Source organism: Bacteroides sp. 2_2_4 (assembly GCF_000157055.1).
Taxonomy (GTDB): Bacteria; Bacteroidota; Bacteroidia; order Bacteroidales; family Bacteroidaceae; genus Bacteroides; species Bacteroides ovatus.
The window spans coordinates 468,846-483,401 of sequence record NZ_EQ973356.1 but is presented as its reverse complement, the minus strand read 5'-3'; the positions used below and the strand labels follow the sequence as shown (position 1 = coordinate 483,401).

Below are 14,556 nucleotides of genomic sequence, written 5' to 3'. Positions count from 1 at the left end.
ATAAAAGGAATGGTCCGTTGCTTTTTATAATTACATTTGTTTGTAATCCTTGGCCAATCCTCCTTCACTTGTTTCTTTATAGAGTGACGGTAGGTCATGTCCGGTCTGTTTCATCACTTGCACTACTTTGTCGAAAGAGACACGGTGCATGCCATCGGTGAAAGCTGAATAAAGATTAGCATCCAGCGCACGTGCGGCGGCGTATGCATTTCGTTCGATGCAGGGAATTTGTACCAATCCGCATACCGGGTCGCAAGTCATTCCCAAATGGTGCTCCAAACCCATTTCTGCTGCATACTCAATTTGTGCAGGGCTGCCCCCGAACAATTGATTGGCGGCAGCCGAAGCCATTGCGCAGGCAACACCTACTTCTCCCTGACAACCTACTTCTGCTCCGGAAATGGATGCGTTGAATTTGACGATGTTGCCAAACAAGCCGGCAGTGGCTAACGCACGTAAAATGCGCATATCGCTAAAGTCACGGCTTTTTTGAAGATGATAAAGTACGGCGGGCATGACTCCGCAGGAGCCACAGGTAGGAGCGGTTACTATTTTACCACCGGAAGCATTTTCTTCACTTACGGCCAAAGCATAAGAGAAGACGAGTCCTCTGGATTGCAGGGATTGTTTGTATCCGGTGGCACGTATGTAGTAAGTGGAGGCTTTCCGCCGGAGATTTAGTGGTCCGGGTAGTACGCCCTCTGCTTCGAGTCCACGGTGAATGGCATCTTTCATGGTAGCCCATACTTCAGCCAGGTAGTCCCATATATCTTCTTCCTCGCATTCCTTTACGTATTCCCAATAACTTTTTCCGGTATCTTCACACCATTGGAGTATTTCAGTCATGTTTTCCATACCATATACATCGGGGCTTTCGATGGTTGGATTGTCATTATTTTCTGCCAATGCACCACCACCGATGCTATAAACAGTCCAATTCTCCTGCACTTTATCGTTGTTATCCAGAGCTGCAAATGTCATTCCGTTCGGATGGAACGGTAGAAAGACTTTGGGCTGCCACACAATTTCTACCGGGGCAGTGGGTTGCAAAGTGTCTATAATGGCTACATCCGTCATGTGTCCTTTGCCTGTAGCAGCTAAACTGCCGTAAAGGGTTACTTTAAAAGATGCAGCATCCGGATGACGTTCCAGAAACATTTCGGCAGCTTTGCGCGGTCCCATAGTGTGGCTACTGGAAGGTCCTGTGCCTATTCTATATAGCTCTTTTATCGATTTCATGACTGATGATGTGTTTTTGTTAATACCATTTCTTTTTTCTGAAGTACAAATATACAATAATACCGATAATTGCCATTACAATCCAGGCAAATAAATACCCGTATTGCCATTCGAGCTCGGGCATCCATTTGTAATTCATTCCCCATACTCCGACCAGAAATGTCAAAGGGATAAAGATGGTGGATACGATGGTTAACCTCTTCATGATGTCGTTCATACGTAAATCATTGTTGGAGATGTACAGATCGACTAATGAGGAAAGAGTTTCCCGGCAGATCTCAATGGTCTGTAATACAAATTGCAAGTGGTCGTTTACATCATTGAAAAAGGCACGGTTCACTTTGTGAATAAGCAGGTTTTCTGCCCGTAGTAACTTGATATATTGTTCTTTTAGTGGAAGGATGGATTTTTTCATCAGCATATATTGGCGTCGTAATGCCTGAATCTGAATTCCGATGTCATCACCGCTGGTGATGGTGAGCAGTTCTTCTTCCAAATCTTCGAGTGCGTCATCAATGGAAGAGATTGTTGAAATATAGTTTCCCATGATGCTGTTGAGCAGCACGCTAAGTAGATAATCAGTCTGGCGGCTGCGTATCTTCAGGACATCATTACGCAGGGCGGAGCTGACATCATCGAAGAAGTCGGTTTCTTTTCGAGGAAAGTAAGTACGTAGTTATTACCTAGAATAAGACAAACTTGCTGTTGGAGCAACTCGTCCAGTTCGTCTTCTTCTTTATGTTCGTTGGGGTAGAATATTTTTAAGATCAGGACGATGTATTTGTCATGCTCTTCTATCTTGGTAGGATGATCCGCATTCAGTATATCTTGCAGGACTAGGAAGTCTATTTCAAAATGACTGCAAATTTCTCGGATAGTCTCCGTATCTTTCATTCCGTGTATTTGTAGCCAATTGATCCGATCGCTGTTCAGTGTTCCCTTGATGGCTTGAAAGGTGTCGTTGGCGCTTTCCTGCATCTCGGTAGCATTGTAAGTACAAAGATGTAAGTGGGTAGGAGTAAGACTGTCTCCTGTGTAAATAAGCTTTTCGCTTAACAGATTATTCTTCATGCTTTATTCTCGTTTTAGAAAACCACTGTAACAAAGGTAGTGGTTTTCTAAATGAGAACAAGTTCTTTGGACGTTTTGTTTACAGGTTAGTCAAAATCGACTACTGTGATTCCGGCACCGCCAAACTGCACATGTTCGTCGGCATAGTGGCTCACTCCCGGTACGGTGGCCAGATACTGGCGGATCAATGTACGAAGTATTCCCGTTCCTGTGCCGTGAAGGATGCGTACACGGTCCATGCCGACTAATATGGCGTCATCGATAAAATAGGTGACTGCTTGCAGAGCTTCGTCTCCGCGCATTCCACGTACATCAATGTCCTGTTTGAAGCTAAGCTTCTTTTCGTACATTTGGTCATGCGTCTGGCTACTGACAAAGGTGCTTTTGGCGATTCCTTCCGTCTTGGGTGCATTATTGGTACGTTCCAGACGGTCTGTTTTTACGGTCGTTTTTATGCTTCCAAAAGCAACGGTCGCATTTTTACCATTGATTTCCATCACTTGGCCGACACTTGTTTGTCCTTTGATTTTTACATTCTCACCTACTGCAATCGGCACTACTTTAGGAGCACTTGACGGGGAAGAGACTGCGGCTTTCGGTTCGTTTTTCTTATTTTTCTTCCGTTCTTGTTTCTCCTTTAATTTCTTCATTTTCTGTGCAATCTTCTCTTCATGCTCTTTAGAAGCCAGCGCATCTAAAGAAGTACGGAAGTCTGTCAGTTCCTGACGTGCCTGGCGTGTCTTTTCCTTTTCAGCTTGTGCTTCCTTGATTGTGCGTATTGTATTTTCAATGCGTGCATTGGATTCCTGAAGCATCCGTTCCGCTTCTTCTTTTGCTTGCCGGATGATCTCTTTCCGTGATTTCTGCAACTCTTCCATTTCCGTTTGGTAGCGGGCAATGGTTTCTTCCATGTGTTTTTCCCGTTGACGGATAGTTTGACGTTTTCCTTCCCAGTAACGCTTGTCGCGCACGATGTCCTGAAGGTATTTGTCGGCATTGATATATTCACTTCCTACGATTTCCGAAGCATCTGCGATGACATCTTCCGGTAGTCCGATTTTTCGTGCAATTTCTACGGCGAACGAACTTCCCGGATTACCGATTTGTAATTGGAAAAGTGCTTGCATGAGATGACGGTCGTAAAGCATGGCTCCGTTCACTACTCCTTCATGATCTTCGGCAAAATGTTTCAGATTCTGGTAGTGGGTAGTGATGACTCCGAATGTTCCTTTCTGGTTGAAACGTTTCAGTACAGCTTCGGCAATAGCACCTCCGATTTGCGGCTCCGTACCTCCACCGAACTCGTCAATCAGGATGAGGCTCCGTTCGTTACAGCTCTTCATCATGATTTTCATATTGGTCAAGTGAGAAGAGTAGGTACTCAAATCATCTTCAATAGATTGCTCATCACCAATATCGATAAAGATGCTACTGAATATACCGGCATGACTACGTTCGTGCAAGGGAATCAGCATGCCGCATTGCAGCATATATTGTAGCAAACCGACTGTTTTCAAACAGACGGACTTACCTCCGGCATTCGGTCCGGATATAATAAGGATACGTTGTTTTTGATCGAGCTCTATATCCAGTGGTACGACTTTCTTTCCATGTTTGGCTAATGAAAGTTGTAATAAAGGATGCACTGCCATTGTCCAATCCAGTAGTTGCTCATTCTCTACGGCGGGTTTCAGACTATTGGTCTGTATGGCGAAGTAACTTTTCGCACGGATAAAATCTATTTCTGCCAGAAATTCGTATGATTGAAGAATTTCCGGAATAGATGGACGAAGGATATTCGAGAACTCGGTAAGGATACGAATGATCTCACGTCGTTCATCACCTTCGAGTTCACGGATGCGGTTGTTGGCTTCTACCACTTCTGCCGGTTCTATAAACACAGTTTTTCCGCTGGCAGATTCATCGTGTACGATACCTTTGATTTTTCGCTTGAGTCCAGGGGCAACTGGAATCACCAGACGTCCGTCACGCATGGTGGGAGCTACATCTTTGTCCACGTATCCTTCGGACTGCGCACTACGCAGGATGCTGTTTAATGAACGGGAAATATTTCCCATCGTACTGGCAAGTTCGCGACGTATGCGGGCTAATTCGGTAGAGGCATTATCCTTGATTTTTCCATATTTGTTAAGGATGCCATCTATTTTCCCTATCAGTTGCGGGAACACGGCAATATCTCCTGCCAGTCGTTTCAGGCTAGGGTAGGGGGTATTGTTTTCTTCTTCATCTTCATTCCGATGTAGAAAGCGTACAATGTCACGGATGGTTTCTAATGAACGGCGTAGGTCAAATAATTCTTGTTCGTCCAAATACATTCCTTCTATCCGCACACGTTTTAGCGAAGGACGGACATCAAAGAAAAATTGATCGGGAAATCCGTCCTCTTCCTGGATGATGCGGACAAACTCTGTTACTTGGTTTAATTTCTCCTCAACCTCTTCATGTTGCTCGGAAAAGTTCATGTCTGTAACTCTTTCTTCACCTAAAGTACTGAGGCACTTATCTTTTAGTAACTGTCTTATCTGGTCGAATCCTATCTTTTGCTCAAAGTTTTGAGGGTATATCATATTTCTGTTCTTACTAATGAACTGCAAAAATACGATTAATTCGCGAAAAAAATATCAGAATGTTTGCAGATTTAAAAATGATTCGTACCTTTGCACCGCTTTCAACGGAAAGCACTTCTGATAAAGGAGTTTTGGAGAGGTGGCAGAGTGGTCGATTGCGGCGGTCTTGAAAACCGTTGTACTGCGAGGTACCCGGGGTTCGAATCCCTGTCTCTCCGCTGAACTAACCGGACAAAACCGGACAATGAACAGCCAAGTCCCACAAATTCAACGATTTGTGGGACTTTTTTTATCCCCTTATGTCTGCCCTACCGGACATCATTTAGACCTTAAAAAACAAAGTTAGTAACCTAACTCGTACCCCCGACAACTGAAAGTCCAAAAGGGGTACACTTAGTCCGAAATTGGCGAACTTCTGTCGCTATTTGGCGAGCCTGTATAAACTTCACTTTGAGTTAATTACCGTAGTTTTGTAACCAAAAAAAGTGAGTTTATGAAGAGTACATTTTCCGTTCTTTTCTTTGTGAAAAAGGACAAGCAAAAAAACAATGGCAGTTACCCTATTTTCGTCCGTGTCACGATTGACGGTGTGGCAAGTCGTTTTAATTCCAAACTTGATGTTCAACCCAAAATTTGGGATGGTAAGGCAGGTAAAGCCGCCGGACGTTCTGCGGAAGCTACCCGCATCAATAGATTGCTGGATGATATAAACGCATCCCTGAACACCATTTATCACGAACTGCAACGGCGTGACAATTATGTTACCGCCGAAAAGGTGAAGAATGAATTTTTGGGTCATAGTGAGAACCACGACACCATCCTTAACCTTTTCCCAAAGCACAATGACGATGTTAAGCAGTTGGTCGGTATATCTAAAACGATTGCCACTTATCGTAAATATGAAGTGACTCGCCGCCATCTTGCAGAGTTCATCCAAAGCAAATATAACCTGTCGGATATTTCTATAAAGGAAATAACCCCGATGTTCATTACTGACTTCGAGTTATATTTGCGTACCACCTGTAAATGCGGCTTTAATACGACCGCCAAGTTTATGCAGTTTTTTAAACGCATTATCCTGATAGCCCGTAATAACGGCATCTTGATAGGCGACCCATTCGCCAGTTATAAAATACGTTTAGAAAAAGTGGATAGGGGGTATTTGACAGAAGATGAAATAAAGATAATCCTCAAAAAGAAAATGGTTTCCGAGCGATTGGAACAGGTGCGTGATGTTTTTATTTTTTCCTGTTTCAGTGGTTTGGCTTATGTGGATGTTGCAAACTTAAAGGAAGATAATATCCGCAAGTCCTTTGACGGTAATTTATGGATAATAACCAAACGCCAAAAAACAAATACAGATGTGAATGTTCCTTTGCTGGATATTCCTAAAATGATATTGGAAAAGTACAAAGGTAAATTGCCGGACGGAAAGGTACTTCCTATTATCAGCAATCAGAAACTTAATGCGTATTTGAAAGAAATAGCAGATGTATGTGGTATTAAAAAGAACTTGACATTTCACCTTGCGAGGCATACTTTCGCAACCACGACTACGCTTGCTAAAGGTGTACCCATTGAAACAGTCAGCAAGATGTTGGGACACACCAATATAGAAACGACACAGATATACGCCCGAATTACCAATAACAAAATCAGTAACGATATGCAGGGGCTTGACAAGAAGTTTGTCGGCATTGAAAAAATCTACAAAGAAGTATCAATGAAATAGTTGTATAGGGGACTTGTCACAAGTTGTGATAAGCCCCTTTATGCTTTTAATTACTCACCATTAAATAATAACATTATGGACTTACAAATCATTCAGAGCAAGATTTATGAAATCAGAGGTTGCCGGGTTATGCTTGATAGTGACCTTGCGGCACTTTATCAGGTGGAAACAAAAGCCTTGAAACAGGCTGTCAAACGTAATATTGAACGTTTCCCAAGTGATTTTATGTTTGAACTGACAAAGGAAGAAGTAGAATGTTTAAGGTCACAAATTGTGACCTTAAAGAATAATCCCGATGAAACGGAAGAAGAAACCAGTTCAAAACGTGGTAAACATACTAAATATTTGCCCTATGTTTTCACGCAGGAGGGAGTAGCCGCCTTGTCCGGTGTGCTACGCAGTCCTATTGCCATACAGGTGAATATTTCCATCATGCGGGCATTTGTAGCCTTGCGTCAAATGATAACAGGCTATCAGGAACTACTAAAGCGCATTGAAGAACTGGAAGAAAGTACGGATGCACAATTCAGCGAAGTGTACCAAGCACTTACCCAGTTATTAAGCAAGCCCGAACCAAAACCACGAAAACCGATAGGATATAGAACCTATGACGAATAACGGTTTAAGGTATTCGGTTGTCTAAGGGGTGTCACCAGTGATACCCCTTTTTCAGTTCCCTAAAATAATGTACCTCAATCACAAATTTTAGCAAAGTTACAGCCCGGCGGGGACAAGTACCAAATCCGAACCGTCCCGGTTTTCTAAAAAATCTCCACACCTGCGGGTTGTATTTTTTGAAAAGATTTGGTTGAAGTCCCCGCCAAACTGTGGGTGTCCGGCAAAATTTCTTATTGTTTAATTTAAAATTCAGTAGTCATGAAAACAACAGAGTTTACCATGCCGGAAATCACTATTTCTTATAAAGACAATGTAAAAGCATCCGAAAGGGTGAAAATACTCTCTTCCGAAACGTCCTATTCTTATCTGAAACCGTTCTATGCGGAATGTATGGAACACCACGAAGAAAGTTATGTAATGTTCCTCAACCGGGCAAACAAGGCTTTAGGCGTTTCCCTGATTTCCAAAGGCGGGATGGCTGAAACTGTAATGGACGTGAAAATCATCCTGCAAACCGCCCTGAAAGTCCACGCTTCCGGGATAATCCTCTCACATAACCACCCATCGGGCAACCTCAAACCGAGCGAACCGGACAAACAAATCACCTCAAAAATAAAGGAAGCCTGCAAATGCTTGGATTTAGTTCTATTAGACCATATCATCTTAACGGATGAACACTATTACAGCTTTACGGACGAGGGGCTTATCTAAGCCCTTTTTTTGTTATTGGCAACAAAAACACAATATCCTACCTTTAAAATAAAACCTTTTTCCCTGTTTCTCTGATTGTAAATCTTCCTCTTAGGCAGTCATCTAGCCGCAGCAGTCATTTTCGTATCACATAGGCAAAGGTATTTCCGTGTTCTTAACGGCTTTGCAAGGTCAAGCCCTAAAGGGTTTAAACAAAAATCTTCCTGCTGTACTTCGTCTAGAGAATATTTTTCTTTAAAACCTTGCAAAGCCTAAACACTACCCTTTAAAGCCTATATGAAACGAAAACGACCGCCCCGACCGGAAACGCATAAAAAAAAAGTCAGATTTACGAGAAACAGGAAAAAAGGTTATGAAACTTCAACTCCCTTACCTCTCAAATCCGCATAAATTTAAAAATACAGAAGTCATGGAAACAGTAACATTATCAGAAGCAAGAGTTTATGTAGGTACGTATGCCAAGTATAACAACGGTTCACTTTTTGGCAAGTGGTTAGAGCTGTCCGACTATTCGGATAAGGACGAGTTTTTGGAAGCGTGCCGGGAGCTGCACAAGGACGAAGAAGACCCGGAACTGATGTTTCAGGACTACGAGAACATACCCGAAGCCCTGATTTCCGAAAGCTGGCTTTCTGAAAAGTTCTTTGAATTGCGGGACGCCATCGAGCAGCTAAGCGAAACCCAGCAGGAAGCGTTTTTCGTATGGTGCGACCACCATAACAGCGATATAAGCGAAGAAGATGCGGACGACCTTATTTCTTCTTTTGAGGACGAATATCAGGGAGAGTATAAAGACGAGGAAGATTACGCCTACGGAATTGTAGAGGAATGTTACGACCTGCCGGAGTTCGCAAAGACCTACTTTGATTATTCGGCTTTTGCCCGTGACTTGTTTATGACTGATTACTGGATGGATAACGGTTTTGTTTTCCGTTGTGCCTGATTACTAACCGGGTGGAGCAATCCACCCATAACACACCAAGACAATGAAAGTATATAATAAGATAACGACTTTTTTACGATGGTTTATACTTGCTTTTATCATCTATCAGGCAGCCACCAGCACCGCCGGAATGTGGATAGCCCTAACCATAGGCTTTTTTATTATCCGGTTCGTTCTCCGGCTGTTTATCTCTGCCGTTTACCTGTTTTGCATGGCGATTATTTTCATTGTGCTGCTTTCGCTTTTGATTATCTGACAACTCATTTTAAATTATAACGATATGGAAACTTTAAACAAAAACGGGGTAAGCATTACCCAAACACCGGGAGAGGAAAAATATGTAAAATGCTGTTTAGGCGCATTCAGGGGACAGATTTATTTTCAGTATGATTATCGCCATACAGATATGGAACTGTTCAGCACAGTGGCTAAAACACTTGCCGAATGCCGCCAGCGGGATGAATGGATAGCGAAAAAAGAAAAGAAACAATAACGATATAAATAAGTACATTTATGAAAACGACAGAAGTAAATAACAAGATTATCGGCAGACGTTGCAAGTGCATATTTACAGGATTACTGGTAACGGGTGTTATCGAAGCCGTAGAGGAAAACGAATATTCCGTGCAGATGAAAGTACGTTTTGACACGCCGCACCAATGGGGTGATGAACTTTATTCTTATGACTGGTCTTTCGGACGCAAACCGGACGGTTTCGGCTCCTTGAAATATTTGGAACTCCTGCCGGACGAAACGACATTCGATGCAATGATAGTTACTTTCGGCGAACCCATCGGCACACTGGACGCCATTTTTGAAGACGTGAAAACGTGGGGGGGCTGTTCCCTGAAAGGATGGATAGACAGCTACGAAAGCACCCGTTTCACTCCCATAGGCGCAGATAAGGCAGTGATAACAAGTGAATATAACATGGACTGTGTAAAAGAATGGCTGGAACATAACACGCCCGTCAAGGATATTGTAACCTGTTGATGAAGAACGGCAGCAGATTTGCTGCCGCTACTTTCTTTCATGAGTACCGGGAAATAAAGTAGCAAAGAAACCCATATATGTTCCCTATTTTATATCATTGCTCCAAATGTTAGCTACTTTAATAGTTTATTCATTGGAATTTGTAATTTCAAATCTTGTGTATTTTGTTCATTTATTGATATTCTTAAACGCTTCATTGGAACGCATAATTCCAAATGCAATTTGTCTATAAATTGGTCGTATGCTACAGTTGTGTACCACTCTTCATTAGAATCAGTGTTCATTATCTCTGTTCCATGAATTTTTATGGAATCAAGATATTTCCTTTTAATAGATTTTCCCAAAAAATCTTCATCTATTTCTTTTAGTCGAATATCAACAGGTAGTGTTACTGGTGATGAGGACGGTAAATAGAATAGAAAATCTCGGAATGCCTCTAATTGATTATGAATAAAAGCAAAAGACTTAGCAAATTTCTTATTTTCTTCTAAATCAAAAATTTTGTCTATTAGACCTGATTTGAAATTTGTTTGTCTAAACTTTCCCTCTGAGTTAAAATATATTTCATATAAAATTCCATTTAAGACATGATTTTCTTTTCCATTAAACCATGTATCTAACCAATTTGATAGATTGTTAAAAATGGCATTGGCAGCAAATTCTCCACCTATCGCTGTTTGTAGCAAATTTCTACCTAACAAAAAGCGTGTGCTTATATCTATTGTGGCTTTATTTAATCCATTTAGTTTACTTATTGCAGGATTTTGTTTATACCAATCGTATGATTTTAATGAATCAATAATATCATCAATAGGTGACCCCTTAGAAATAAAATCTTTATCTGCAATATGTTCTTTATTGTATGGCAAATTAGTGGAATGTATCAATTGTCCCGAATTGAAACAAAAATTACCTATTAATGAAGTATGTTCCCAACTTGTTTGTTTGCCATTGGACAATGTGAAAACTGAAGTTCTAACTCTTTTGAAAAAGTCTTCAATAGGAATATTTTTATCATCGATATGATTTAATAACGAACCTGTATAGATACTATTTCTTCCTGCCCCATAATCCATCGCTGTTTCTCCTGGAGATGTTGAAAATGCAATTATTGTTCCCTTAGGGGCATGAATGGGAGCCAATCCTGCATTGATACCTCTATCTGGTAATGGGTTATTACGACACGCATCTAAAATTAGGATTTTTACAATTGTCTTATTTTGCTGCATATAATCCATTACCTCATCTAATGGAATAGATGTATGCTTTGCTGATATAGAATCTGCAAAGCTCGTGTCAATAGATGTTAGATAGTTTTTTCCTTCTATTTGAAGACCATGACCGGAAAAATAAAATAGCCCAACATCATATTTTTTTAAGTCTTCTGAAAATTTCCGAATATCTCTATCAAAACTTTCATTAGTACAATCTGTTGATTTCATAACAACAAATCCCAAATTTAATAGTTTTGCAGAGAAATCATTTGCATCATTTATAGCATTAATGAGTTTATTGTGTTCCCCATCGTAATTTGCATTTCCGACAACAAAAGCAAGAGCATTCATGTTTTTTATTGCAAAAATAAGCACAAAATAAACACCCAACAATATTTTATTGGATGTTTATTAACATATTCATTTAAAAAGGCTTATTATTCCTTGCCGTTGCCATTATAAAAACTTAGTAAAAGTTGCTGCATCTGTCCAAAGCTGTCGATGATATAAATGTCAATCGTCTGCTGGTCGGTAGATGCAGAGGTATAGTAAAGCCGGAATGTTTCACTCGGAAGCGGGTACAGGTCATTCGGCAGTAAAACTGTCCCATCGGACATTTTCAGTGTTCCTGCCCCGTCCGGCTGGAAATAACGGATGAAATACTTTGTTTCCTCAAACCGTCCGTCCCGGTGAAGCTGGCAGCGTATTTCCGCCGTTTCGCCCACCTTTAATTTCTTCGGTACAGGCATTGTTTCGATACGGAACGGGTAAGACTGCTGTATATCCACATTGTCATTACAGGCACTCACTAATAAGATGGCGGCCATTACATAGCAGCCCATCAAAATACGGCTTAAAATCTTTCTCATATACATTATATATAATAGGTTAGTTTATCACATGATTATCTTTAGACCGATACCGAACTGTGTATGGAACTTGCCAACGGAAGAACCGAACAGGCATCTTTCCCGTGCGTTAATCAGGAATACTACCCGGTCGGTAATATAACTCTCCAGTTCCAGCGTCAGCGCACCGCCATAGACAAAACCGTCCTTATCCATCAGGGTCGAGCCATCCGACAGCAGCTTGTCACCCCAGTTACTTGTTTCGTACCCGGCAAGGGCAGATAGACCCAGAGAGAGGAAAAAGGTTTTCTTCCGGTCGGAAAGGAAATTTAGGTAGTAACCGCCCTCGCCTGTAAACTGGCTCACGGGTATTTGCAAATCCTTATAGGGGTAATGCTTTTCGAGGTATTCCCCGCCAATCACCCAACGATTCCCGTTTTGGGTATAGGTGGAAAGAGCCGCCCCGAAATAATAGGCAAAATCGCTTTTACTGTTCCAGTGAACACCGTCCGCCATGCCGCCCGTAACCTGCAAGCCTTTCATTCCCGGCAGACATCTTTGTGCGTGTGCCTGGTTGAAAGTCAGGCACAGCACAAAAAGGGATATAATACAGCATATCCTTTTCATGTTCATTTGATTTTAAGTTCGTTAATCACTTTGGCTGCCACGACATCCGAGTTTTCCACCCGGATAGTTTGGTGTCTGCCCCCGTTTTTTTCCACCAGTTCGATAACCAAGACCTTATCATCCGGTATGGTGAACTGTGGAACGGTGTACACGGTACGGACGGTACTTTTACCACCAATAACCAGTATCTCGTTATAGCTCCGTACCGGGTCGATAACGGTTTCCTGAATAGCCGTTCTTTTGGCTACTTTCTTATCCACAATTTTGAATCGGATAAAATCGGTATCAAACGGCACGTTTGAACTGTTCTTTACCTGTGTGTGGAAGTAAAAAAAACCGTTATGCGAATAAATCCCCTTTACCAAGAACTGCACCCCGAAACGCTTGCATCCCAAATGCTTTATTTCCCGGTCATTGTTCTTGTAGATGGACTGCATAATCAGCTTTACCAAAAGCGGGCTTTCGCTGCCCAGTTCACGGAAATAGATGTTCATCCGGGTATGGCTGAAATCCGTTGTGTCCTCATTCTCCAAGAAATCTTTCATTTCGATGTTCAGCATTTCCGGTTCATGTGCGTACTTTGCATTAAAGGAATAAAAACTGCCATCCTCACAGATAACGGAAAAATTGGTTTCACCGGGAAAGCCCTCTGTCGTAGCCTTGACCCTGACAACATTTTCCGCCCCGTCCGCTTTTCCGGCAATGATGTAGTTACTGCCTAAATCCACGTACTTAACGGCAGACGGGAAAATGATATGTACCGTTTTGGCGAATGTCACCTGTACGCCGTAAGGTGTCACCATTTGGCGGTAAGGCAGTTTCTTTGTGATGCCCTGATACAAATCGTTACTTTGTGCTTTCATTGAAACCACGCCCAAAAGTAGGGCGAACATGATAATTAACTTTTTCATTTTGGATTGAAATTTTTATGGTTGATAAATAAATTACTGTTGTTTGGCGTAAAGCATCACCTGATAGTTCGCTTTCAGGTGTATCTTTACCGTTCTGAACTTCTTGGCAAGGTATTGCGACCCGCCTTGCATCACGCCCCTTGTTATATCCATTGCGACCTGCTGCCCGGCACTTTGCGCAAAGGAAATGCTCGTACCCAGTCCCGCACCGATGTTCGCCATCGCTTCTTTTGCCGCTTCCTGTTCCAGTGACGAGGGGACGGAAAGCCCCTTTTGCCCGTCACTGTCGTAAACGGCAAGTTCCACCGGAATGATGTTACCCGCATATTCGAGCGAGGAAACCAGTATGTCGAGCCGTTCCCCCTGTACTTTGGCACTTCCCGATACAAGGCTGTTTTTGGGGACAATCACGTTCCCTGCTTGCAACGGTTCTAACAACCGCAGTTTGACGGTCTGCCCGTCCATAAGTGTTTGGTCGTTATGCACACACGCCCGGATAGTGTTCTTTCCCATCGAATAGCTACTACCGACCGCCGTATTAAACCCGTAATTGCGTGGCTTACTGTATTCGGCGATAAATTCGCTGTTGCTCATGGGCTGCTGCAATCCTGAAACCGTCCTGTCCGATACCGATTTTACGGGTGTGGCATTTCCTTTTTCCTGAATAGCTATGGTGGGTGTTACTTGTGCTACCTGTCCCGGCTGTCCGCCGTTCATGTATTTTGCCGCCAGTTCGTAGGACTTTTCCATAAGAGCCACCTGTTCATCCATGCTGCCCGCCCCGTTTTCTTTGGCATCGAGCCGGGCAGTAAGTTCTTCCACCTGACGTTTCAGTTCCTCTTTTTCCTTGTCCTCTTTCGGCGTTTCGTAGAAACTGCCTAACTGACGGTTCATGTCCCGATAAGCTGCCGCCGAAGACTGGATAGAGGAACGGCTATTGTTCGGCGCACCCGCCCCGAAGTCTATTACATTGGTTTTCGGCTTTTCTGCCGGAGCATCATCTATCAGGGTCAATTCTTCCCCGTTCCCGTTTTCCTCTCCGAGCGAAAAGGCAAAATCCT

At 42.5% G+C, this 14,556-nt stretch carries 14 protein-coding genes, 1 tRNA gene and 1 pseudogene; 8 read left to right on the top strand and 8 right to left on the bottom strand.

Annotation, left to right across the window (positions count from 1 at the left end; all coding sequences use genetic code 11):
• Positions 1-30: 30 nt before the first annotated feature.
• The 3 genes and pseudogenes from BSCG_RS22245 to BSCG_RS22255 all read right to left on the bottom strand — a co-directional run bounded on the left by BSCG_RS22245 (position 31) and on the right by BSCG_RS22255 (position 4,898).
• Positions 31-1,239 carry an L-serine ammonia-lyase gene (locus BSCG_RS22245; RefSeq protein WP_008775057.1) on the bottom strand — a complete coding sequence of 403 codons (1,209 nt, stop codon included), beginning with the start codon at positions 1,237-1,239 and terminating at the stop codon, positions 31-33.
• 19 nt (positions 1,240-1,258) lie between these two features.
• A pseudogene (gene corA / locus BSCG_RS22250) lies at positions 1,259-2,310 on the bottom strand (magnesium/cobalt transporter CorA).
• Positions 2,311-2,396: 86 nt separating this feature from the next.
• Positions 2,397-4,898, bottom strand: coding sequence for an endonuclease MutS2 (locus BSCG_RS22255; protein WP_008775055.1), 2,502 nt, complete (start codon positions 4,896-4,898; stop codon positions 2,397-2,399).
• Positions 4,899-5,031: 133 nt separating this feature from the next.
• On the opposite strand from BSCG_RS22255, the gene BSCG_RS22260 reads away from it, so the two are divergent.
• From BSCG_RS22260 to BSCG_RS22295, 8 genes are all read left to right on the top strand, one after another.
• Positions 5,032-5,116 (top strand) — tRNA-Ser (locus tag BSCG_RS22260).
• A gap of 275 nt (positions 5,117-5,391) precedes the next feature.
• On the top strand, positions 5,392-6,630 hold the full coding sequence (locus tag BSCG_RS22265; RefSeq protein WP_008775053.1) for a site-specific integrase: 1,239 nt from the start codon (positions 5,392-5,394) through the stop codon (positions 6,628-6,630).
• A gap of 75 nt (positions 6,631-6,705) precedes the next feature.
• A complete protein-coding gene (locus BSCG_RS22270; protein WP_005841798.1) occupies positions 6,706-7,248 on the top strand; it encodes an ORF6N domain-containing protein in 543 nt (180 codons plus the stop codon).
• Positions 7,249-7,506: 258 nt separating this feature from the next.
• On the top strand, positions 7,507-7,959 hold the full coding sequence (locus BSCG_RS22275) for a RadC family protein (protein ID WP_008775052.1): 453 nt from the start codon (positions 7,507-7,509) through the stop codon (positions 7,957-7,959).
• A gap of 409 nt (positions 7,960-8,368) precedes the next feature.
• Positions 8,369-8,902 carry an antirestriction protein ArdA gene (locus tag BSCG_RS22280; RefSeq protein ID WP_008775051.1) on the top strand — a complete coding sequence of 178 codons (534 nt, stop codon included), beginning with the start codon at positions 8,369-8,371 and terminating at the stop codon, positions 8,900-8,902.
• A gap of 43 nt (positions 8,903-8,945) precedes the next feature.
• Positions 8,946-9,158, top strand: coding sequence for a hypothetical protein (locus tag BSCG_RS22285; protein WP_008775050.1), 213 nt, complete (start codon positions 8,946-8,948; stop codon positions 9,156-9,158).
• A 24-nt stretch (positions 9,159-9,182) separates the two neighbouring features.
• Positions 9,183-9,395 (top strand): DUF3873 domain-containing protein, encoded by a 213-nt coding sequence (locus tag BSCG_RS22290; protein ID WP_008775049.1) that lies wholly within the window; start codon positions 9,183-9,185, stop codon positions 9,393-9,395.
• Positions 9,396-9,415: 20 nt separating this feature from the next.
• Complete coding sequence (locus BSCG_RS22295; RefSeq protein ID WP_008775048.1) at positions 9,416-9,895, top strand: DUF6956 domain-containing protein; 480 nt, start codon at positions 9,416-9,418, stop codon at positions 9,893-9,895.
• A 113-nt stretch (positions 9,896-10,008) separates the two neighbouring features.
• On the opposite strand, the gene BSCG_RS22300 is transcribed toward BSCG_RS22295, so the two are convergent.
• From BSCG_RS22300 to traM, 5 genes are all read right to left on the bottom strand, one after another.
• Entirely contained in the window at positions 10,009-11,460 is a 1,452-nt protein-coding gene (locus tag BSCG_RS22300) for a caspase domain-containing protein (RefSeq protein ID WP_008775047.1), read from the bottom strand.
• An 86-nt stretch (positions 11,461-11,546) separates the two neighbouring features.
• On the bottom strand, positions 11,547-11,984 hold the full coding sequence (locus BSCG_RS22305; protein ID WP_008775046.1) for a DUF3872 domain-containing protein: 438 nt from the start codon (positions 11,982-11,984) through the stop codon (positions 11,547-11,549).
• A 21-nt stretch (positions 11,985-12,005) separates the two neighbouring features.
• Positions 12,006-12,584 carry a conjugal transfer protein TraO gene (locus BSCG_RS22310; RefSeq protein ID WP_008775045.1) on the bottom strand — a complete coding sequence of 193 codons (579 nt, stop codon included), beginning with the start codon at positions 12,582-12,584 and terminating at the stop codon, positions 12,006-12,008.
• Positions 12,585-12,586: 2 nt separating this feature from the next.
• Positions 12,587-13,495, bottom strand: a complete 909-nt coding sequence (traN, locus tag BSCG_RS22315) for a conjugative transposon protein TraN (RefSeq protein ID WP_008775044.1) — start codon at positions 13,493-13,495, stop codon at positions 12,587-12,589.
• A gap of 33 nt (positions 13,496-13,528) precedes the next feature.
• The coding region (gene traM / locus BSCG_RS22320) for a conjugative transposon protein TraM (RefSeq protein ID WP_139016490.1) at positions 13,529-14,556 on the bottom strand (1,028 nt) is incomplete at its 5' end.

Bases quoted from the DNA above. Each gene is read 5' to 3' on its own strand.
- BSCG_RS22245 (WP_008775057.1), bottom strand. From the start codon at position 1,239: ATGAAATCGATAAAAGAGCTATATAGAATAGGCACAGGACCTTCCAGT.
- BSCG_RS22255 (WP_008775055.1), bottom strand. From the start codon at position 4,898: ATGATATACCCTCAAAACTTTGAGCAAAAGATAGGATTCGACCAGATA.
- BSCG_RS22265 (WP_008775053.1), top strand. From the start codon at position 5,392: ATGAAGAGTACATTTTCCGTTCTTTTCTTTGTGAAAAAGGACAAGCAA.
- BSCG_RS22270 (WP_005841798.1), top strand. From the start codon at position 6,706: ATGGACTTACAAATCATTCAGAGCAAGATTTATGAAATCAGAGGTTGC.
- BSCG_RS22275 (WP_008775052.1), top strand. From the start codon at position 7,507: ATGAAAACAACAGAGTTTACCATGCCGGAAATCACTATTTCTTATAAA.
- BSCG_RS22280 (WP_008775051.1), top strand. From the start codon at position 8,369: ATGGAAACAGTAACATTATCAGAAGCAAGAGTTTATGTAGGTACGTAT.
- BSCG_RS22285 (WP_008775050.1), top strand. From the start codon at position 8,946: ATGAAAGTATATAATAAGATAACGACTTTTTTACGATGGTTTATACTT.
- BSCG_RS22290 (WP_008775049.1), top strand. From the start codon at position 9,183: ATGGAAACTTTAAACAAAAACGGGGTAAGCATTACCCAAACACCGGGA.
- BSCG_RS22295 (WP_008775048.1), top strand. From the start codon at position 9,416: ATGAAAACGACAGAAGTAAATAACAAGATTATCGGCAGACGTTGCAAG.
- BSCG_RS22300 (WP_008775047.1), bottom strand. From the start codon at position 11,460: ATGAATGCTCTTGCTTTTGTTGTCGGAAATGCAAATTACGATGGGGAA.
- BSCG_RS22305 (WP_008775046.1), bottom strand. From the start codon at position 11,984: ATGTATATGAGAAAGATTTTAAGCCGTATTTTGATGGGCTGCTATGTA.
- BSCG_RS22310 (WP_008775045.1), bottom strand. From the start codon at position 12,584: ATGAAAAGGATATGCTGTATTATATCCCTTTTTGTGCTGTGCCTGACT.
- traN (WP_008775044.1), bottom strand. From the start codon at position 13,495: ATGAAAAAGTTAATTATCATGTTCGCCCTACTTTTGGGCGTGGTTTCA.